This window comes from Anaeromyxobacter sp. SG17 (assembly GCF_022690695.1).
Classification (GTDB): domain Bacteria; phylum Myxococcota; class Myxococcia; order Myxococcales; family Anaeromyxobacteraceae; genus Anaeromyxobacter; species Anaeromyxobacter soli.
On record NZ_JALCYX010000074.1, the window covers coordinates 1 to 20,293 of the forward strand.

Genomic DNA, 20,293 nt, shown 5'->3' on the forward strand with positions numbered 1-20,293 from the left:
CTCCTCGCGCTCACCCTCGGCGGCGAGCGCCGGCGCGAGCGCGAGCCGCGCCGCGAGGTGCAGCGGCTCGAGCGCCAGCGCGCGGCGCAGGAGCGACACGGCGGCCGGGCGGCGCCGCGCCCGGGCGAGCGCGCGCCCGCCGTCCACGAGGGCACCCACCGCGTCGGCCCGGCGGCCCCGCAGCGCGTGCAGACGGGCGAGCTCGACGCGGAAGGCGGGCTCGAGGGGGAACACCCCGGTCGCCGTGGCGCACACCGCTGCGGCGCGATCGGTGAACCCCGCGGCGAGGTGGCGCTCCGCCGCGCGGCGGAAGCAGCGGGCGCCCTCGGCGCCCTGGCCGAGGCGCGCGAGCAGCGGAGCGAGCTTCACGTTCAGCGAGGGGTCCTCGGGGTCGTTGCGGAGGGCCTCGCGGTACCCGGCCACCGCCTTGCGGATGCGTCCGCGCGCCCGGGCGCGGTCGGCGGCGGCGACGATCTCGGCTCGCGTGCGCGGCCGGCGGCGGAAGAGCGGCACGGGGGGATGTTAGCCACGCACCGGCGCGGGGCTCCACCGCGATCTTCGTGGCGCCGGGTGCCCACACCGACCCCTGGGACCGTTGGACCGCCCAGGCGTGCGTGTTATGACCCGCCGGCTTGTCCGAGGAGATCCTCATCGTCGCCGGCGAGGCGAGCGCCGATCTGCACGCGGCGCGCGCGCTCGAGGAGCTCGCGGCGCTGCGGCCCGGGATCCACGCGTTCGGGGTCGGCGGTCCGCGGCTGCGCGCCGCGGGGCTCGAGGTGCTCGCGCCGGCGGAGGACATCTCGGTGATGGGGGTCGCCGAGGTGCTGCCGCGGCTGCCGCGGATCCTCGGGATCCTGCGCCTGCTCGCGCGCGCCGCCGCCGAGCGCCGCCCCAAGGCGGCCCTGCTCGTCGACCTCCCGGACTTCAACCTCCGCCTCGCGGCGAAGCTCAAGAAGCTCGGGATCCCCGTCGTCTACTACGTCTCGCCCACCATCTGGGCGTGGCGGAAGGGCAGGGCGAAGAAGATCGCGAAGGTCGTCGACCGGATGCTCTGCATCCTCCCGTTCGAGCCGAGCTTCTACGAGGGCACCGGCGTCCGGGCGCGCTTCGTCGGGCACCCCTTCGCGGAGCGGCCGCCGCCGGAGGCCCCGGACCGCTACCGCGCCGCCCTCGGGCTCGCGAACGGCCGGACCACCGTCGCGCTCGTGCCGGGGAGCCGCGCGTCGGAGCTGAAGCGCCTCTTCGCGCCCATGCTCGAGGCCGCCGAGCGGATCAAGGCCGTCCACCCCGACGCGCAGTTCGTGGTGCCGGTCGCCCCGACCCTCCCGCGCGCCGCGCTCGAGCCGTACCTCGCCGTGCACCGCACCATCGAGGTGAAGCTCGTCGACGGGCGCACCGAGGAGGTGGTGGGCGCGAGCGACGCCGCCATCGTGAAGAGCGGCACCTCCACGCTCGAGACCGCGATCATGCTCCGGCCGATGGTCGTGGTGTACCGGCTCTCCTGGCTCACGTACGCGCTCGGCAGGATGCTCGTGCGCATCGCGCACTTCGCGCTCGTCAACATCCTCGCCGGCCGAAGCGTCGTCCCCGAGCTCCTGCAGGGAGAGGCGAGCCCGGCGCGCATGGCCGCGGAGATCGAGCGGCTCCTCGGCGATCGCGCGGTGCGCGACGCGCAGCTCGCGGCGCTGCAGGAGGTGCGCGACTCGCTCGGCGAGCCCGGCGCGCCCCGGCGCGTGGCGGAGGAGATCGTGGGGGTGATGTCATGACGGAGCGGCGCCCGGCGATCGTCTGCCTCCCCACCTACGACGAGCGCGAGAACCTCGAGCCCATCGTCGCGGGCATCCTCGCCGCCACGCCGGACGTGGACGTGCTCGTCGTGGACGACAGCTCGCCGGACGGCACGGGCGAGCTCGCCGACCGGCTCGCCGCGCGCGAGCCGCGCGTCCACGTGCTCCACCGCGCCGCGAAGCAGGGGCTCGGGAGGGCGTACCTCGCCGCCTTCGACTGGGCGCTCTCGCGCGGGTACGCCTACGTGCTCGAGATGGACGCCGACTTCTCGCACGACCCGCGCTACCTGCCGGCCCTGCTCGCTCGCGCCCGCAGCGACGCCGACCTCGTGCTCGGCTCGCGCTACGTCCCGGGCGGCGGGACGGTGAACTGGGGCCTCGGCCGCAAGCTCATCTCGCGCGGGGGCAGCCTCTACGCGCGGACCATCCTCGGCGTGCGCGTGCGCGACCTCACCGGCGGGTTCAAGTGCTTCCGGCGCGAGGTGCTCGAGGCGATCGACCTGCCGAGCGTCGAGTGCTCGGGCTACGCGTTCCAGATCGAGCTCACCTACCGCGCGCTCCGGCGGGGGTTCCGGGTGGTGGAGGTGCCGATCGTCTTCGCGGACCGGCGGGTGGGGCAGTCGAAGATGTCGCGCCGGATCGTGATCGAGGCGGTGCGCAAGGTCTGGTCGATCCGCCGCTCGGGGTTCGCGCGCCGCGCCGCGCCCGAGAAGTAGCCCCGCGCCGCGGCCGTCCGCGGTATCTTCCGCCCGCCTCGTCATGGGTGAGCTCCTCGGCCTCGGCCTCGTCTCGTTCTCGGCGATCTTCTTCGTCGTCGATCCGTTCTCTGCGGTGCCGTTCTTCCTCGCGATGACGAGGCGGCACAGCGCGGAGGAGCGGCGCGTCATCGCGCTCCGCGCGGCCATCGCCGCCGGCCTCGTGCTCGCCGCGTTCGCGCTCGCCGGCGCCTGGATCTTCAAGCTGCTCGGCATCAGCCTCGGCGCGTTCAAGATCGCCGGCGGGGTCGTGCTGCTCCTCCTCGCGCTCGACATGATCCGCACCCAGCCGTCCAGGACGCGCATCACCGAGGGTGAGGTGGAGGCGGGCGCCGACAAGGAGGACATCGCCATCGTGCCGCTCGCGATGCCGCTGCTCGCCGGGCCGGGGAGCATCGCGACCGCCGTCGTCCTCATGGCGCGCGCGCGGAGCGGGCCCTGGTGGCACGCCATCCCCGTGCTGGTCGCGATCGCGCTCACCGCCGCGGGGAGCTACGTGATCCTCGCAGGCGCCACGCGGACGGAGCGCGTGCTGGGGCGGACCGGCCTCGCCATCCTCGAGCGCGCGGCGGGCCTGCTGCTCGTCGCCATCGGCATCCAGTTCATGCTCGATGGGCTGTCCGAGTCCTTCGCCGGACGCCTGCTGGGTCCCTAGCGAGCACCCGGACGGGACGGGCGGGGCGTCTCGCAATGCCCTGTGGCCGTCTGTCACACTCGGCCTCCACCCCGGGAGGCCCGCATGTCGTCCACGGAGAGCTTCCGCCGCGCCCGCGACTTCCTCGTGCAGCACCGCGAGGACTACGAGACCGCCTACCGGGAGTTCCGCTGGCCGGCCCTCGATCGCTTCAACTGGGCGCTCGACTGGTTCGACATCGTCGCGGACGGCAACCCGCGGACGGCGCTGCACCTCGTGGAGGAGTACGGCGCGGAGGTGCGCCTCTCGTACGCCGAGCTGGCGGAGCGCTCCAACCGCGTCGCGATCTACCTCCGCCGCCACGGCGTCGAGCGCGGCGATCGCATCCTCATGATGCTGCCGAACTGCGTGCAGATCTGGGAGGTGATGCTCGCGGCCATGAAGCTCGGCGCGTGCGTCATCCCGGCGAGCACGCTGCTCACGCCGGAGGACCTCGTCGATCGCGTGGAGCGCGGCCGGGTGCGCCACGTCGTGACGGACCCCGCCGGCGCGGAGAAGATGCGGGCGCTCGACGGCGGGTTCGCGCGGCACGTCGTGGGCGAGCAGGTGCCGGGCTGGATCCCGTTCGAGCTCGCTTACGACGAGTCGTCGCTGTTCATCCCGCACGGCGAGACGATGTCCTCGGACCCGGTGCTGCTCTACTTCACGAGCGGCACCACCGCGAAGCCGAAGCTCGTCGTGCACACCCAGCGCAGCTACCCGGTGGGCCACCTCTCGACGATGTACTGGATCGGCCTGCGGGAGGGCGACGTGCACATGAACGTCTCGTCGCCGGGCTGGGCGAAGCACGCCTGGTCGAGCTTCTTCGCGCCGTTCAACGCCGGGGCGACGGTGTTCGTGCACAACTACGCGAGGTTCGTGCCGCGCGAGACGCTCGGCGTCCTGGAGCGGCACCAGATCACGACCCTGTGCGCGCCGCCCACCGTCTGGCGCATGCTCATCCTCGAGGATCTCTCCCGCCACCAGGTGAAGGTCCGCGAGGCGCTCTCGGCGGGCGAGCCGCTCAACCCCGAGGTGATCGAGAAGGTCCGGAAGGCCTGGGGCGTGACGATCCGCGACGGCTACGGCCAGACCGAGACCACGGCGCAGATCGGCAACTCGCCGGGCCAGCCGCTCAAGCCCGGCTCGATGGGCCGCCCGCTGCCGGGCTACCGCATCGCGCTGCTCGACGAGGAGGGGAACGACGCGCCCGAGGGCGAGCTCTCCATCACGCTCGACCCGCGCCCGGCCGGCGTCATGGCGGGCTACGAGCAGGACCCCAACCTGAACGAGTTCACGACGCGCCACGGCCATTACCACACGGGCGACGTCGCCGCCCGGGACGCGGACGGGTACGTGACCTACGTCGGGCGGGCCGACGACGTCTTCAAGAGCTCGGATTACCGGATCAGCCCCTTCGAGCTCGAGAGCGCGCTCATCGAGCACGACGCCGTCGCGGAGGCGGCCGTCGTGCCGAGCCCCGACGCGGTGGGCGGCCTCGTCCCCAAGGCGTTCATCATCCTCAAGCCGGGGCGCGCGCCGGACCGCGAGCTCGCGCTCGAGCTCTTCCGGTTCCTGCGCCGGAGGCTCGCGCCGTACAAGCGCGTCCGCCGCCTGGAGTTCTCGGAGCTGCCCAAGACCGTCTCGGGCAAGATCCGGCGGGTCGAGCTGCGGCGCCGCGAGCAGGGCCGCGAGCCCGGGGCGCCGCGGGGCCCGCGCGAGTTCTGGCAGGACGACTTCCCGGAGATCGCCAGGGGCGATTGACGCGGGCGCGACGAACGGGCGCGGCCCTCTCGGGCCGCGTCTGCCGCGCGGTGAAGAACACGTGGCGCCGCGCATGCGTCTCGTTGCATCCTTCAACGCACACGCCCGCGCCCCGGGGCGCGGGGAAGCCGGAGACACGACATGGCCAACTCCCGCGTGATCCGCACCTTCTCCATCATCGGCGCCGACGGGGCGGGCAAGACCGCCCTCGTCGAGGCGCTCTGGCGCATCGCCGATCCGAAGCGGCCCCCGGGCGAAGCCTCCACCTCGCGCCTCGACGCCGAGCCCGAGGAGAAGAAGCGAAACTTCACGCTGGCGCTCCACCCCGAGAGCTTCGAGGAGGGCGGACGGGCGTTCCACGTGCTCGACTGCCCGGGGTTCGCCGCGTTCCTCACCGAGGTGGAGTGGGCGCTGCAGGTGACCGATGGCGCGGTGCTCGCCCTCTCGGCCGCCGACGGCGCGCACAACCGGGCCGAGCGCGCGTACGACGTGCTCGCCGACTCGGGCCGCCCGGCGATCGCGGTGATCACCCGGCTCGACCACGAGCAGGCCGACTTCGCGAGGACGCTCGCCGACGTGGAGTCCTCGCTCAAGGTGAAGCCGGTCCCGGTCCAGCTCCCGATCCTGCGCGGCGGCAAGTGCGCCGGCCTCGTGGACCTCGTCTCGATGAAGGCTCACCTGCACGACGGCAAGGGCCGGTACGAGGAGGGCGCGATCCCCGGCGAGCTCTCGGCCGAGGCGGAGCGCCTCCGCACCGCGCTCGTCGAGGCCGCCGCGGAGTCGGACGACGAGCTGCTCGGGAAGTACCTCGAGGGCGGGTCGCTCTCGGAGGAGGAGATCGCGCGCGGCCTCGCCCGGGGCGCAGCCGAGCAGCGCATCCTCGTCGTCGCGTGCACGTGCGCGAAGAGCGGCGTCGGCGTCCGCGAGCTGCTCGACCTCGTCGTTGGGATCGTCCCGGGCCCCGAGGCGCGCGAGGTGAAGGGCAAGGACCTCGCCGGCAAGGAGGTGACGCGCCCCGCCACCCCCGAGGCGCCGTTCTGCGGGCAGGTGTTCAAGACGACCATCGACCACTTCGCCGGGCGCGTCGACTACGTCCGGGTGTTCTCCGGCACCCTGAAGCACGACGCGAACGTGATGAACCCCAGGACCCGCAGCGAGGAGCGCGTCTCGCACCTGCACCGCACCGACGGGGCGCAGACGGCGGAGGTGCCCGAGGCGGGACCCGGCGAGTTCGTCGTGCTCATGAAGCTGAAGGACGCGCACACCGGCGACACGCTGTGCGACCCGGCCGCCCCCATCCTCCTGCCGCACTTCGCGCAGCACACCCGGCCGGTGTCGTACGCCGTCCACGCGAAGGCCGGCGACGACAAGGCCGCCGCGGCGCTGCAGAAGCTCATCGAGGAGGACCCCTCGCTCGAGCTGGCCCGCTCCCCGGACACGGGCGAGATGCTCCTCCAGGGCATGGGGCAGGCGCACATCGAGGTGACGGTGGAGCGCGTGAAGCGCAAGCACGGCGTCGAGGTCACGCTCGCGCCCCCGACGCCCGCGTATCTCGAGACCATCACCGCGCCGGCCAAGGCGCAGGGCAAGTTCAAGCGGCAGACCGGCGGGCACGGGCAGTACGGCGACGCCCACGTCGAGCTCGTGCCGAAGGCGCGCGGGGAGGGGTTCGAGTTCGAGGACGCCATCGTCGGCGGCGTGGTCCCGCGCCAGTTCATCCCCTCGGTCGAGAAGGGGATCCGCGGCGCCCTGCACTCCGGGCCGCTCGCCGGCTACCCGGTCGTCGACTTCAGGGCGAGGCTCGTGTTCGGCAGCTACCACGACGTGGACAGCTCCGACATGGCGTTCCAGGTGGCGGGCTCGATGGCGTTCAAGAAGGCCGTCCTCGAGGCGCGCCCGATCCTCCTCGAGCCCGTGATGAAGCTCGAGGTGCGCGTCCCCGAGGAGTACGTCGGCGCGGTGATGGGCGACCTGAACAGCCGGCGCGCGAAGGTGCAGGGCATGGAGCCGCTCGCGCGCGGGGTGCTCGTCCGCGCCCTCTGCCCGCACGCCGAGGCGATGACCTACGACGCCGACCTCCGCTCGCTCACGCAGGGCGTCGGGTACTTCACGATGGAGGCCTCGCACTACGACCCCGTCCCGCCGCCCATCGCGCAGAAGATCATCGAGCGGCGGCGGGCGGAGGGGAAGGTGAAGGGCCTCGAGGAGTGAGCGAGCCGCGCGCTGCGACGGTCGTCGCGAGCGCGACCCGTCGCTCAGCGCAGCGTCTCGCGGGCCCGGTGCTGCGGCCCCGAGCGCGTGCGACGGATCCCGCTCGGCTGCCGGTCGCGGCCCGGCCGCCCGCCGCCGCGCAGCGCCGCCGCGCCCACCGCGACGAGCCTCACGGCCTTGGCGGCGGGCCGACGCTCCGCGGCCTCGTGCGCCGCCTCGCGCGCGTCGCGCGCGCTCACGAAGTCGGGGACGCGCACGAGCACCGTGAAGCCCCCGCTCCCGCGATCACCCTCGCCGGCCGGACGCAGCCGGACCTCGGGCGCGCCCGGGCGGAACAGGTTCCCGCCCTTCTTCTTGGCCGCCGCCAGCACCGCCGCGGTCCTCGTCACCGCCTCGATCGCCTCCTCGAGCGCCGTGCCGCCGGGCGTGCCCTTGCCCGTGATCGCGATGCAGTGCTCGACGCCCGCCGGGTTCCGCCTCTGCTCCACCGTCCTCGCCATTGCGACCTCCGTGGCGCGCGGCGTGGGCCGCGCCCACGATCCGATTCGGCGCCGGCGGCGAGGGTGGGTCAACCGGGCCAGTGGGGGCGGCAGGCGGCCGGGCGGGCGGCCGGGTGGGTGAGGGTGCCGCCCGGACGGGGTAGCGTCGTCCTGCCCCCCGCGGACGTTCTGGCATAGGATGGCCGCGCCTTGCGCTCGTACCTGAGACTCCTCCGCTTCGTCGCGCCGTACAAGCTGACGCTCGCCGTCGCCATCCTCTGCATGGCGATCCTGTCGGTCACGACGGCCGCCTACGTGTACCTGCTCGGGCCGGCGCTCGAGTTCCTGTTCCGCGGGGACCCGCGGGCCCTCGGCAGCCTCGCCAAGTTCGTGCCGGCGTCGTGGGACGTCGCGGGCCAGCTCGCCCGGCTGGACCGCTCGACCATCCTCGGCATCCTGCCCGCGATCATCGTCGGCGTCGCCGCGCTGAAGGGCGTGGCCTACTTCGGGCAGTTCTACCTGATGGGGATGGTCGGGCAGCGGATGATCGCGGACGTCCGCCGCGCCCTCTTCGACCACCTCCTGCGGCTGTCGCCCGGCTTCTACACGCGCCGCCACTCCGGCGACATCCTCCAGCGCTTCTCGGCGGACGTGCTCTCGGTCGAGACCGCCGTCTCGAACGCGATCCCGAGCTACCTGCGCGACGGGCTCACCGTCATCGTGATGCTCGTCTCGTGCTTCGTCCTCGACTGGCGCATGTCGCTCGTCGCCTTCGGCGCGGTCCCCGTCACGCTCCTGCCGGTCGTGCGCCTCGCGAAGCGGCTGAAGCGCGTCACGGGCCACGCCCAGTCCACCGCCGGCGAGCTGTCCGAGATGGTGCAGGAGGCGGTGAGCGGGATGCGGGTCGTGCAGGCCTACGGGATGGAGCGCTGGGAGTCCGGCCGCTTCGCCGAGGCGAACGGGAAGCTCATCCGGATCCTGCGCCGCAGCTATCTCGTCCGGGCCTTCTCGTCGCCGCTCATGGAGATCATGGGGGCGGCGGGGCTCGCGGCCGCGATCTGGTGGGTCGGCGGGCGGATCCTGGCGGGGGAGCTCGAGCCGGGGAAGTTCTTCTCCTTCGTGGCGGCGGTGCTCCTCCTCTACACGCCCGTGAAGCAGCTCGGGCGCGTCGGGCAGATCGCGATGCAGGGCGCGGCGGCCGGCGACCGGATCTTCGAGATCCTCGACACGCCCTCCGCCGTGCCGGACGACGGCCGCGAGGTCCTCCCGCGGTTCGCGGAGGCGATCCGCTACGAGCGGGTGGCCTTCGCGTACGGCGATCGCCCGGTGCTGCACGGCCTCGACCTCGAGATCCGCAAGGGCGAGGTGGTGGCGCTCGTCGGCTCGTCCGGAGGCGGCAAGACGACCGTCGCGAACCTCCTGCCGCGCTTCTGGGACGTCACCGACGGCCGGATCACCGTCGACGGGAAGGACGTCCGCGACGTGACGCTCGCGAGCCTGCGCGCCCAGCTCGCGCTCGTGACGCAGGAGACGGTGCTCTTCAACGACACCATCCGCGCGAACATCGCCTACGGCCGTCCCGAGGTGGCGCAGGCCGACGTGGAGCGCGCGGCGCGGCTCGCGCAGGCGCACGGCTTCATCGAGGCGCTGCCTCACGGGTACGACACCCGCGTGGGGGAGAAGGGGGTCCTCCTCTCGGGCGGGCAGCGGCAGCGGATCGCGATCGCCCGCGCCTTCCTCAAGGACGCGCCCATCCTCGTGCTCGACGAGGCGACGAGCGCGCTCGACGCGGAGAGCGAGCGCGAGGTGCAGCGCGCGCTCGACTCCCTCATGGCCATCGAGGGCGGACGCCGCCGCACCACGCTCGTCATCGCGCACCGCCTCTCGACGGTGCGGAACGCCGACCGCATCGTGGTCCTCTCCGGCGGGCGCGTGGTCGAGCTCGGCACCCACGACGAGCTCGTCGCGCGCGGCGGCGAGTACGCGCGCCTCCACCGGATCTTCGAGGGCGAGGCGCGCGCGGAGGCGCGCGTGAGCGCGGGCTAGGCTTGAAGCGGATCGTCCTCGCCGCGGTCGTCCTCCTCCTCGCCGGCTACGCGGGGTTCGGCGCGATGGCGCTCCGGGAGCGCACGCTGCGCCGCTCCGGGGCCGCGCACGCCGACGCGGCGCGGGAGGGGCTGCGCGGCGCCTACCACGTGCACACCACCGCGAGCGACGGCCGCGGCTCGCTCGCGGAGGTGGTCGCCGCGGTGCGCGCCGCGGGCCTCGACTTCGTCGTGGTCACCGATCACAACGTCCGCGCCCCGGAGCGGGCGGAGTACCTCGACGGCGTCCTCGTGGTGCCCGCCACCGAGGTCTCGACCCCCTACGGACACGTGGTGGCGCTCGGGGTGCCGCGCGCGCTCACGCGGGAGGAGCGCGTCCGCGATCCCCTCGGCGCGATCGCCGCGCTCGGCGGCCAGGCGGTGCTGGCGCACCCGTTCCACCCGCGCCGGCCCTTCACCGGCTGGGGTCGGGGGCCGTGGCGCGGCTTCGAGGTCGTCTCGAACGACACGTCCTGGTACCGCGTGGTGACCGATCGCGCGGCCAGCAAGGTGGTGCGCGCAGCGGCGGCGCTGCCCTTCGACGGCGCCGGCGCCGTGCTCGCGCTCGCCGCCGATCCCGCGGACGAGCTCGCGCGCTTCGACGCCGAGGAGGGCGCCGCGCGCGGCCGCGGCGAGGTCCGCGTGCTCCTGTGCTCGGCCGACGCGCACGGCTACCCGGGCTACCGCGCGGCCTTCGAGGCGTTCTCGATGCGCGTGCCCGTGCGCCGGAGCGGGGACGCGGAGGCCGACGCGCGCGCGGTGACCGCGGCGCTCCTCGACGGCAGCGCGGCGTGCGTCTTCGACGGCGTCGCGCCGGCGGCGCGCGTCCGGCTCGGGCGCCCCGACCCGGAGACGATCGCGCTGTCGCTCGGCGCGCCCCCCGATCCGCGCGCCCGGTTCGCGCTCCTGCGCGACGGCCGCCCCGCGGGCGCGCTCGCCCCGGACGCGGACGGCGCCGCGTTCCGCTGCGACGGCCGGTGCGCCCCCGGCGACTACCGCGTGGAGGCCCGGATCGACGGCCGGCCGTGGATCTTCACGAACCCCTTGCGCATCGAGTAAAAGCGCCCCACGAGAGGTCCCGCCCTGCACCTCGTCTACGTCATCGCGAGCTACGCGCTCTTCGTCTTCGCGCTGCCGGTGCTGCTCACGCACCCGAAGCTGCGCCACGGCATCGCCCAGCGCCTCGGCCTCTACCGGCGCGGCCTCGACCTCGGCCGGGGCAGCCCGCGGGTCTGGCTGCACGGCGCGAGCGCCGGCGACCTCCTCTCGCTCCAGCCGATGATGCGGGAGCTGAAGCGGCGCCTGCCGGGCTCCTGCATCATCGTCACCACCATCACGAACAGCGGCCAGGAGATGGCGCGGAAGAAGCTCGCCGAGGCCGACGTGGTGCTGTACGCGCCGTACGATCTGTTCGGCGCGACCCGGCGCGCGGTCGCGGCGCTGAAGCCCGACCTCCTGGTGCTCGAGTACACGGAGATCTGGCCGAACCTCATCCGCGCCGCCCGCAAGGCGGGGGTGCGGATCGCGCTCACGAACGGCCGCTTCAACCCGGCGAAGCTCTCGCGCTACCGGGCGATGTTCCGCGCCATCCGGAACCCCCTCCGCCGCATCGACTGCTTCCTCATGCGCTCGGACGAGGAGGCGGAGCGGGCGCTCGCGCTCGGCGCCGCCCCCGATCGCGTGTGGGTCACCGGGAACACCAAGTTCGACGCGCTCGTGCTCGAAGGCGCGGAGGGCAAGGAGCAGGCGCTCCGCGCGGAGATGGGCCTCGACCCGACCGCGCCCGTCTTCATGGCCGGCTCCACCCACGAGGGCGAGGAGGAGCTCGTCCTCGGCGTGTACAAGGGGCTGCTCGAGCGCCACCCGCGCCTCCAGCTCGTCATCGCGCCGCGCTACCTCGAGCGCTGCGGCAAGATCATGGCGCTCGCGGCGGAGGCGGGGCTCGGCGTCCGCCTGCGCAGCGGCGGCGCGCCCGCGGGCCACGCGCAGGTCACGCTGCTCGACACCATCGGCGAGCTCTCGATCGCCTACCGCCTCGCGACGCTGGTCTTCGTCGGCGGCAGCTTCGTCACGCGCGGCGGGCAGAACGTGCTCGAGCCCGCGGCGCAGGGGAAGCCCGTGCTGTTCGGGCCGCACATGGAGAACTTCAAGGACTCGGTGCAGGTGCTGCAGGGGCGCGGCGGGATCCAGGTCGCCTCGCCCGAGCAGCTCCTCAAGGTGGCCGAGGAGCTGCTCTCGCGGCCCGACCAGCTCGAGGAGCTCGGCGCGCTGGCGCGCGGCTCGGTGACGTCGATCCGCGGCGCGAGCGCCCGCAACGTCGAGCACATGCTCTCCATGCTCCCGCGTGGAAAGGCGGCGGCGTGACGGATCCGGCGAGCATCCTCGTCGTCCGCTACAGCGCGCTCGGGGACGTCGTCCTCGCGACGAGCGTCCTCGAGCCCCTGCGCCGGCGCTTCCCCGCGGCGCGGATCGAGTGGGTGACGGACGCGCTCTACGCGCCGCTGCTCGAGGGGCTGCCGGAGCTCGCCCAGGTCCACCGGCTCGGGCGCGACGGCACGAACGGCGCGTGGGGGCTCGCCTCGAGCCTGCGCGGCCGGTTCGACGTCGCGATCGACCTCCAGCACAAGGCCCGCAGCGTCCTCGTGGCGCGCGCCGCCGCGCCGATGCGCGCCGCCTTCCGCCGCCGCTCCGCGCTGCAGGCGCTGCGGTCGGTCTTCGGGGCGGACCCGCCGCTCGTGCGCGCGCACCAGACCCGCCTCTACGCGGAGGCCCTCGCGCCGTTCGGCATCGGCGAGCCCGGCCGGATGAAGGTCGCGCTCTCGGCGCAGGCGCGGGCCCTCGCCGACGACGCGCTCGGCGCGGTGGACGGCTCCATCGTCGCCGTCGCCCCGGGCGCCCGCTGGGCCACGAAGCGCTGGGCGGCGGAGCGGTTCGCCGCGGTCGCCGACGCGCTCGCCGCCGAGGGCCACCGGATCGTGCTGTGCGGCGGGCCGGGCGACCGCGACGCGTTCGCCGCCTTCCGCGCCGCCGCCCGCTGCGAGGTGGCCGCCGACCTCTCGTTCCTGCCGCTCGACGCGCTCGCCGCCGCGCTCTCCCGCGTCCGGCTCCTCGTCGCGTGCGACTCGGGCCCCGTGCACCTCGCCACGGCGGTCGGCGTCCCGGCGCTCGCGCTCTTCGGCCCGACCTCGGCGGCGCGCTGGGGACCGCCCGCGCCAGGGCGGTCGCTCTCGCTGGCGCTCGCCTGCGCCCCGTGCTCGAACCACGGAGGGGACTACTGCCCCGAGGGCCACCACCGCTGCCTGCGCGATCTCGCGCCCGAGGCCGTGCTCGCGGCGTCCCGCGAGCTGCTCGCCCGATGAGCCTCGTGGAGCGGATCTGGTGGCGACCCCGCGCCGCGCCCGGCGAGACCGCGCTGCTCGCGCCGCTCGTCCTCGCGGAGGGCCTGTTCCGGGTGGGCGCCGCGGCCCGCGGCGCGCTCTACGACCGCGGGCTGCTCGCCCAGGCGCGCGCCGGCGTTCCGGTCGTGTCGATCGGCAACGTCGCGGTCGGCGGCGCCGGCAAGACGCCCGCCGCCATCGCGGTCGCGAGCCGGCTCGCCGCGCGCGGCCGGCGCGTGGCGGTGCTCTCGCGCGGCTACGGCGCGTCGCGCGCCGACCCGCGCGTCGTCTCCGACGGGGTGCGGACGCTCCTCGGCGCGGACGAGGCGGGCGACGAGCCGGCGCTCCTCGCGCGCCGGCTGCCGGGCGTCGCCGTGCTGTGCGGTCCCCGCCGCGCCGCGCTCGCCGCTCTCGCGGTCGCCACGCTCGGCGCCGACGCCCTCGTCCTCGACGACGGGTTCCAGCACCGCGCCCTCGCGCGCGACCTCGACGTCGTGGTGCTCGACGCCGCGAATCCGTTCGGCAACGGGCACCTGCTGCCGCGCGGCCCGAACCGCGAGCCTCGCGGGGCGATCCGGCGCGCGGGGCTCGTCTGGCTCTCCCGGGTGGACGGGGCGGACGCGGCGGCGCTCACGGCGCTGCGCGCGCTGGCGCTCGACGCCACCGGCCGCGCGCCGGTCGAGTCGCGGCACGCGCCGGTCGACGTGGTCGACGGGACGCTCGGGCGGAGCCTCGGCCTCGGCGCGCTGCGCGGGGAGCGCGTGATCGCCGTGTCCGGGCTCGCGCGGCCCGGCGCGTTCCTCGGCACCCTCGCCGGGCTCGGCGCCGAGGTGGTCGCGGAGCGGGCCTTCCCCGACCACCACCGGTTCACCGAGCGCGAGCTCGACGACGTCCTCCGCGCCGCGGAGGCCGCCCGCGCGCGCGTGGTCATGACCGAGAAGGACGCCGTCCGGCTCGCGCCGGCCCGCGCCGCCGAGCCGCGCCTGTGCGCGGTGCGCATCGACGCGGAACTCGTCCGGGGGGAGGCGGTCCTCGCCGAGGTCCTCGACGCAGCGCTCACGGTCCACGCCGGTTCCTCTCGCAGCGCTGGGTGACTCGCATGCGCCTCCTCGGCTTCTTCCTCGCCCGCCTCCCGCCCCGCGTCGTCGCGGCGCTCGGCGCAGCCCTCGGCTGGCTCGCCTGGACGAGCCGGATCCGCCGGCGCGTGGTGCTCGACAACCTCCGGCTCGCCTTCCCCGAGAAGACCGAGGGCGAGCGCAGAGACATCGCGCGCCGCACCTACCGCAACTTCGGGCAGATGATCCCGGACTTCTTCCGCGTGCCGTCCCTCTCGCGCGAGGAGCTCGAGGGCATCTTCGTGCACGAGGGCTGGGACCGGTTCGAGGAGGCGCGCGCGCGCGGGAAGGGGGTCATCGCCGCGACCGGGCACTTCGGGAACTTCGAGGTGCTGGCCGCCGCCCACACGCTGCGCGGCGTCCCCATCACCATGATCACGCGCGAGATGGGCAAGTCGGGCGCGAACGACCTCTGGCGAAAGGCGCGGCTCCGCGCCGGCGTCGAGGATCTCGTGGTCACGCGGGGCAGCACGCTCTCGGCCGCGATCCGCTCGCTCAAGGCGGGGCGCGTGCTCGGCTACGTCATCGACCAGAACCAGCCGCGCCGGCGCGCCATCTTCCCGACCTTCTTCGGCGTCCCGGCCGCGACCGCCGCGACCCCGGCGCTGCTCGCGATGCGCACCGGGGCGGCCGTGGTCTTCACGGTCTCCGTCCCGCTCGGCGACGGGCGCCACAAGGTCGTCATCGAGGGGCCCCTCGCGGTGCCCGACACCGGCGACCGAGACGCGGACGCGCTCGCGTTCATGCAGGATCTGAACGACCGGCTCGAGCGCTGGATCCGCCTCTACCCCGACCGCTGGTACTGGCTCCACCGCCGGTGGAAGACGCGGCCGGAGGGCGAGGCCGCGGGTCCCCCGGCGGCCGCCTCCGCATTGACGCGCGCGGACGGCGCGCGGTAGGAAACGCGCGTGCGCCGCCCCCGGGAAAACCTCCTGCCCTCGCTCGCCGGCCTGCTCCCCTCGTTCGCGCGGACCGAGGTGGTGGTGGTGGGCGACTTCGTCGCGGACGAGTACGTCTACGGCGAGACGGAGCGGATCAGCCGCGAGGCGCCGGTCCTCATCGTGCGCTACGAGGCCTCCGAGCTGAAGGCCGGCGGGGCCGGCAACGCCGCGCAGAACCTCGCCGCGCTCGGCGTGAAGGTCCGCGCCGTGGGGGTCGTCGGGGACGACGCGCTCGGCACCGCGCTCCTCGACGAGCTCGAGGGCGGCGGCATCGACGTCTCGGGGCTGATCCGCGTCGCGGGCCGTCCCACCGAGGCGAAGACGCGGATCCTGGCCGGCGGCCGCTCGAGCCGGCGCCAGCAGATGATCCGCCTCGACCGCGCGCCCCGCGAGCCGCTCTCCGCGGCGGTCCAGAAGCGGCTCGTCCGCGAGCTCGAGAAGCACGGGCGCTCGGCCCAGGCGATCCTCGCGAGCGACTACGGCTCGGGCACGGTTCACGCCGACGCCATCGAGGCGCTCCGCCGGTTGAAGCGAGGCGGGGTCCCGGTCTGCGTCGACTCGCGCTACCAGCTGCGCGCCTACACCGGCCTCACCATGGTGAAGCCGAACGAGGTCGAGCTCGAGGCGGCGTCCGGCGTGCCGCTCGGCGAGCCGGGCGCCCTCGAGCGCGCCGCGCGCACCCTCCAGAAGCGCGTGGACTGCGAGGTGCTGCTCGTCACCCGCGGGCGAAACGGCATGTCCGTCTTCCGCAAGGGGCTGCCGCCCGTGCACGTCCCCGCGCACGGCAGCCAGGACGCCGTGGACGTGACCGGCGCGGGCGACACCGTCGCCGCCACCTTCAGCGCGGGCCTCGCCGCAGGGGGCGATGCGGTGACGGCCGCGCGCCTCGCGAACGTGGCGGGCTCGCTCGTCGTGCAGAAGCCGGGGACCGCCACCGTGTCGCGCGACGAGCTCGCCGCGGAGCTCCTCCGCCCATGAGGTCCGACTTGAGCGCCTCGAAGCGCGTCGCCCTCGACGAGCTCCCGGCCGTGCGGGCCGCCGCGACCGCGGCCGGCCGGACCATCGCGCTCGCGAACGGCGTCTTCGACCTCTTCCACGTGGGACACCTCCGCTACCTGCAGGGCGCGAAGGCGGAGGCGGACCTGCTCGTCGTCGCGGTAAACAGCGACGCCTCCACGCGCGCGAACAAGGGGCCCGGGCGGCCGGTCGTCCCGGAGACGGAGCGCGCCGAGATCCTCGAGGCGCTCACCTGCGTGGATCACGTGGTCCTCTTCGACTCGAAGGACGTGGTCCCGGTGATCCGCGCGCTCCGCCCGGACGTGCAGGTGAAGGGCACCGACTACACGCCCGACACGATCCCCGAGGCGGCCGAGGTGCGCTCCTACGGCGGCCGCGTGGCGGTCGCGGGCGATCCCAAGGACCACTCCACCACCGAGCTCATCGGCAAGCTCGAGGCGACGCGCCGGTAGGCGGGCGCGCGGCGGCCGGCGTGCGGGTCCTGGAGCTCCTCTCGTCGGCGTGGTGGACCGGCCCGGCCGAGCCGATGGCCTCGGTGGCGCGGGCGCTCCTCGCGCACGGCCACGAGGTGGAGCTCGCGGTCGAGACGCTCCGCCCCGGCAACCTCGTCGAGCGGCTCCGCGCCGAGGGGCTCGCGGTGCGCAGCGACCTCGCGCTCTCCCCGAAGTCCGGGCCCGTCCGCTACCTCCGCGACGTCGGACGCCTCGCCGCGCTCGCGCGCGGGGGCGTGGACGTGCTGCACGCGAACTTCTCGCACGATCACGTGCTGGCGCTGCTCGCCGCGGGCGCCGGCGGCCGGGCGCGCGTCGTGCGGACGGTGCACGCCGCGCGCGCCCTCGCCCGGGGCGGCGTGCAGGGCCTCGCGTTCCGGCGCACCGACGGCCTCGTGGCGGTGTGCGAGGCCCACGCGCGGGTCCTCGTCGAGCGCTTTCGCGTCCCGGAGGCGCGGGTGCTCGCCACGCGCGGCGCGGTGGACGCGGGGACGTTCACGCCGGAGGGCCCCGACCTGCGCGAGGAGCTCGGCATCGCGGCCGGAGCGCCGGTCGCCGGCATCGTCTCGCGGATCAAGCCCGGCCGCGGCCACGAGGATCTCGTGGACGCCTTCCGCGGGGTGGCCGACCGGCTCCCCGAGGCGCGGCTCGTCGTGGTCGGGCGGGGGGAGGGGGAGGAGGCGCTCCGGGTGCGGGTCGCGCACCGCGGGCTCCAGCGGAACGTCGTCTTCGCCGGGTACCGGGCAGGGGCCGAGCTCGCCGCGGCGTACCGGACGCTGGACGCGAAGGTGCTGCTCGCGGAGGGGAACGACGGCACCTGCCGCGCGCTGCTCGAGGGCATGGCCGCGGGGCGGCCGGGGGTGGCGTACCGCTTCGGCGCGCCCGCGGAGGCGATCGTCGACGGGTCGACGGGGCTCCTCGTCCCGCAGGGCGACGTCGCCGCGCTCGCCGACGCCCTCGTGGAGCTCCTCGGCGCGCCTGCCCGCGCGAAGGCCATGGGGCGGGCCGCGCGCGAGCGCATGACCACCGCGTTCACGGAGACCGCGCGAGGCGACGCGATCGCCGCGTTCCTCGCCGAGATCCTGGCCTTGCCGCCCGCCGGACGCGCGGCGTAATCTCCGCGCCGGAGGTTTTCGATGGCGCTCGCGCCCGAGCTGAAGGAGATCCTCGCCTGCCCGCGCTGCAAGGGCGATCTCGAGTTCCGCGAGGAGCTCCGGGAGATCCGCTGCCACGCGTGCCGGCTGGTCTTCCGCATCGAGGACGACATCCCGGTGATGCTGCTCGACGAGGCGCGGCCGCTCGGCGATCGTCCGCCCGGCCGCTCCGGAGAGGGCGGCGGCGCGCCTTGACGCTCCCGGTGGGCGACGCTACGGTCCGCGCCCATGAATTGCCCCGGGGTGGAGCGATGATCCGCAGCATGACGGGCTACGGCGCCGGCCACGGCGCGGCCGCGGGCGAGGAGCTCGACGTCGAGGTCCGCTCCGTCAACCACAAGTTCTGCGAGGTGAAGGTCCGGCTGCCGCGCGAGTACGCGGCGCTCGAGCTCGAGGCGGCGAAGGCCGTGAAGGATCGGCTCGCGCGCGGGAGCGTGGACGTGTCGATCCGGCGCGCCGCGGGCGCGGGCGGCCTCGCGCCGCGGGTGGACGTCCAGCTCGCCGAGGCGTACGCGCGCGCCTTCGCCGAGCTCCAGGTGCGCCTCGGCCTCGCCGCCGGCGCGACGCTCGCCGACATCCTCGCCGCGGACGGCGTGGTGCGGCTCGACGAGCGCGACGTGAACCTCGACGGCGCGCGCGAGGCCCTGCGGGCCGGCCTCGGGGCGGCGCTCGAGGCGCTCGTCGAGATGCGCGCCCGCGAGGGCGAGGCGCTGGCCCGCGATCTCGCCGCGCGGCTCGCGACGGTCGAGGCGCTGGCGGCGCGGGTCGCGGTGCTCGCGCCCCAGGCGGTGGAGCACCACCGCGCGCGGCTCGAGGAGCGGCTCGCCGAGCTCACGCGCGGGGTGGCGCTCGACCCGGCGCGGCTGGCGCAGGAGGTCGCGCTGCTCGCCGACCGGAGCGACGTCGCGGAGGAGCTCACGCGGCTCGCGAGCCACGCCGCGCAGGTGCGCGCGCTCCTCGGGGGCGGCGAGCCCGCCGGGCGCAAGCTCGACTTCCTCGTCCAGGAGATGCACCGCGAGGTGAACACGGTCGGCTCCAAGTCGCAGAGCGCCGAGATCGCTGGCGTGGTCGTCGCGCTCAAGGCCGAGATCGAGCGCATGCGCGAGCAGGTGCAGAATGTCGAGTGAGGCCTCCCCCGCGCCCGGGCTGCTCCTCGTCCTCTCCGCGCCCTCCGGCGCCGGCAAGACCACGCTCGCGCACCGCTTCCGCGCGACGCACCCCGACGCGGTGTTCTCGATCTCCGCGACGACGCGCGCGCCGCGCGGCGACGAGCGCGACGGGGTGGACTACCACTTCGTCACGCCGGAGCGCTTCGCCGAGCTCGTCCGGGAGGGCGCCTTCGCCGAGTGGGCGGAGGTCCACGCCAGGCGCTACGGCACGCTCCGTCACACGGTCGACGCCGCGCTCGCGGCGGGACGCATCGCGCTGTTCGACATCGACGTCCAGGGTGGCGCCCAGATCCGCGCGGCCTGGCCCGACGCGGCGGCGACGGTGCTCGTGCTCCCGCCCGACGAGGCCGAGCTGGAGCGCCGGCTGCGCGGCCGCTCCACCGACGCGGAGGACGTGATCCGGCGGCGGCTCGCAGCCGCGCACGACGAGATCGCGCGCGGGCTCCAGACCTACGAGTTCGTCGTGGTGAACGACGAGCTCGAGGACGCGCTCGCGAAGCTCGACGCGATCGCCGCGCACGTGCGCGCGCGCCGCGCCGGGCGGCGCGATCCCGCCGCAGCGGAGATCGCGGAGCGCTGCCTGCGCGAGCGCGCGGAGCTGCGCGGCTGGGCGCGCTGACGAGCGAGCAGGGGAGGGGAGGAGGCCTCGACGGCTTGACTCCCTCTCGGGACGCGGGTACAACGCGCACCCCTCGCGGCGACGGGCTCACGGACGGCGGACAGCACGATCCGGAGCCAGCTTGACGGGAGGGGAGAGCGGGGGTAGAAGCTGCCCCCGGTTCTGGTGGAAACCCGGCAGCAAGCATCCGAAGTAGCAGGGTTTCTTCCTTGACGTACCCCCGGGAGGCGGCTACAAGACGCCCCCTCCCAGGCTCGGCCGAACGGATGATTCGGACGCGCTTGACGGGGTGCCCGATGGAGGGTAGAAGCTGAGCCCTCCTCGAGCTCGAACGCGACACGGCTGAACGTCGCGAGGGGCTTGACGGGCGGAGGCGGGTCGGCTAGAAACCGACTCCCTCACGAAAGGGCGGGTTCCGAGTTGCTCGGAATCAGCCCTGGACACTGGGACGGCAAGCTGTTAAACACGCCGCCCTCGCTGACGGAACGGATTGTCCTCGAGACACCGCGCAAGTCAGGCCCGAGCCGGGAACGGATCGGGAGGGTTCGTTCGGTCTTTGAAAACTGAATAGCAAGCCTACGACGGAATGCGGACCCGCATTCCTTGAGTTTGCAAACAATTCCGATGCATCACCATGCCAGTCGGCCTCGAAAGAGG

Annotated in this window: 19 protein-coding genes; 17 read left to right on the top strand and 2 right to left on the bottom strand. The window is 74.8% G+C overall.

Translation table 11 applies throughout. The annotated features are described in order from the left end of the window. Positions 1–513 (bottom strand): tetratricopeptide repeat protein (locus tag MNY60_RS19620; RefSeq protein ID WP_242361539.1); only part of this gene is annotated, 513 nt, incomplete at its 3' end. A gap of 119 nt (positions 514–632) precedes the next feature. On the opposite strand from MNY60_RS19620, the gene lpxB reads away from it, so the two are divergent. The 5 genes from lpxB (at position 633) to MNY60_RS19645 (ending at position 7,190) form a co-directional block, all read left to right on the top strand. After that, positions 633–1,766: a lipid-A-disaccharide synthase gene (gene lpxB, locus MNY60_RS19625; RefSeq protein WP_242340407.1), complete on the top strand. Its 1,134-nt coding sequence runs from the start codon at positions 633–635 to the stop codon at positions 1,764–1,766. Beyond that, a complete protein-coding gene (locus MNY60_RS19630) occupies positions 1,763–2,503 on the top strand; it encodes a polyprenol monophosphomannose synthase (protein WP_242340406.1) in 741 nt (246 codons plus the stop codon). The genes lpxB and MNY60_RS19630 overlap by 4 nt, the downstream gene beginning before the upstream one ends. 43 nt (positions 2,504–2,546) lie before the next feature. Further along, the gene (locus tag MNY60_RS19635; RefSeq protein WP_242356316.1) at positions 2,547–3,197 is read left to right on the top strand and encodes a MarC family protein; all 651 of its coding nucleotides are present in this window, start codon (positions 2,547–2,549) and stop codon (positions 3,195–3,197) included. A gap of 84 nt (positions 3,198–3,281) precedes the next feature. Beyond that, positions 3,282–4,979 (top strand): AMP-binding protein, encoded by a 1,698-nt coding sequence (locus MNY60_RS19640; protein WP_242361541.1) that lies wholly within the window; start codon positions 3,282–3,284, stop codon positions 4,977–4,979. A gap of 141 nt (positions 4,980–5,120) precedes the next feature. Then, positions 5,121–7,190 carry a translation factor GTPase family protein gene (locus MNY60_RS19645; protein ID WP_242340403.1) on the top strand — a complete coding sequence of 690 codons (2,070 nt, stop codon included), beginning with the start codon at positions 5,121–5,123 and terminating at the stop codon, positions 7,188–7,190. 44 nt (positions 7,191–7,234) lie between these two features. Here the strand turns inward: MNY60_RS19645 and MNY60_RS19650 are convergent, their stop codons facing one another. Continuing rightward, positions 7,235–7,690 (bottom strand): hypothetical protein, encoded by a 456-nt coding sequence (locus tag MNY60_RS19650; protein WP_242340402.1) that lies wholly within the window; start codon positions 7,688–7,690, stop codon positions 7,235–7,237. Positions 7,691–7,879: 189 nt separating this feature from the next. Here MNY60_RS19650 and MNY60_RS19655 point away from each other — a divergent pair, with 189 nt between their 5' ends. The 12 genes from MNY60_RS19655 to gmk are packed head-to-tail and all read left to right on the top strand — an operon-like array spanning position 7,880 to position 19,636. After that, positions 7,880–9,715, top strand: coding sequence for an ABC transporter ATP-binding protein (locus MNY60_RS19655; RefSeq protein WP_242340401.1), 1,836 nt, complete (start codon positions 7,880–7,882; stop codon positions 9,713–9,715). Between the two features lie 2 nt (positions 9,716–9,717). Beyond that, entirely contained in the window at positions 9,718–10,812 is a 1,095-nt protein-coding gene (locus tag MNY60_RS19660; RefSeq protein WP_242340400.1) for a PHP domain-containing protein, read from the top strand. 24 nt (positions 10,813–10,836) lie between these two features. Then, complete coding sequence (locus MNY60_RS19665) at positions 10,837–12,117, top strand: 3-deoxy-D-manno-octulosonic acid transferase (protein ID WP_242340409.1); 1,281 nt, start codon at positions 10,837–10,839, stop codon at positions 12,115–12,117. Further along, positions 12,114–13,112 (top strand): glycosyltransferase family 9 protein, encoded by a 999-nt coding sequence (locus MNY60_RS19670; RefSeq protein ID WP_242340399.1) that lies wholly within the window; start codon positions 12,114–12,116, stop codon positions 13,110–13,112. Before MNY60_RS19665 ends, MNY60_RS19670 begins: the two co-directional genes overlap by 4 nt. Beyond that, positions 13,109–14,224: a tetraacyldisaccharide 4'-kinase gene (gene lpxK, locus MNY60_RS19675; protein WP_242340398.1), complete on the top strand. Its 1,116-nt coding sequence runs from the start codon at positions 13,109–13,111 to the stop codon at positions 14,222–14,224. Before MNY60_RS19670 ends, lpxK begins: the two co-directional genes overlap by 4 nt. Before the next feature lie 5 nt (positions 14,225–14,229). After that, on the top strand, positions 14,230–15,144 hold the full coding sequence (locus MNY60_RS19680; RefSeq protein WP_242356322.1) for a lysophospholipid acyltransferase family protein: 915 nt from the start codon (positions 14,230–14,232) through the stop codon (positions 15,142–15,144). Positions 15,145–15,153: 9 nt separating this feature from the next. Beyond that, a complete protein-coding gene (locus MNY60_RS19685) occupies positions 15,154–16,164 on the top strand; it encodes a bifunctional heptose 7-phosphate kinase/heptose 1-phosphate adenyltransferase (protein ID WP_242340396.1) in 1,011 nt (336 codons plus the stop codon). Continuing rightward, complete coding sequence (locus MNY60_RS19690) at positions 16,161–16,655, top strand: adenylyltransferase/cytidyltransferase family protein (protein ID WP_242340395.1); 495 nt, start codon at positions 16,161–16,163, stop codon at positions 16,653–16,655. The genes MNY60_RS19685 and MNY60_RS19690 overlap by 4 nt, the downstream gene beginning before the upstream one ends. 20 nt (positions 16,656–16,675) lie before the next feature. Continuing rightward, on the top strand, positions 16,676–17,809 hold the full coding sequence (locus MNY60_RS19695; protein ID WP_242340394.1) for a glycosyltransferase family 4 protein: 1,134 nt from the start codon (positions 16,676–16,678) through the stop codon (positions 17,807–17,809). Positions 17,810–17,830: 21 nt separating this feature from the next. Next, positions 17,831–18,043: a Trm112 family protein gene (locus tag MNY60_RS19700; RefSeq protein WP_242340393.1), complete on the top strand. Its 213-nt coding sequence runs from the start codon at positions 17,831–17,833 to the stop codon at positions 18,041–18,043. Positions 18,044–18,099: 56 nt separating this feature from the next. After that, the gene (locus tag MNY60_RS19705) at positions 18,100–18,975 is read left to right on the top strand and encodes a YicC/YloC family endoribonuclease (RefSeq protein ID WP_242361543.1); all 876 of its coding nucleotides are present in this window, start codon (positions 18,100–18,102) and stop codon (positions 18,973–18,975) included. Further along, the gene (gmk, locus tag MNY60_RS19710) at positions 18,965–19,636 is read left to right on the top strand and encodes a guanylate kinase (protein WP_242361545.1); all 672 of its coding nucleotides are present in this window, start codon (positions 18,965–18,967) and stop codon (positions 19,634–19,636) included. Before MNY60_RS19705 ends, gmk begins: the two co-directional genes overlap by 11 nt. Positions 19,637–20,293 lie beyond the last annotated feature (657 nt).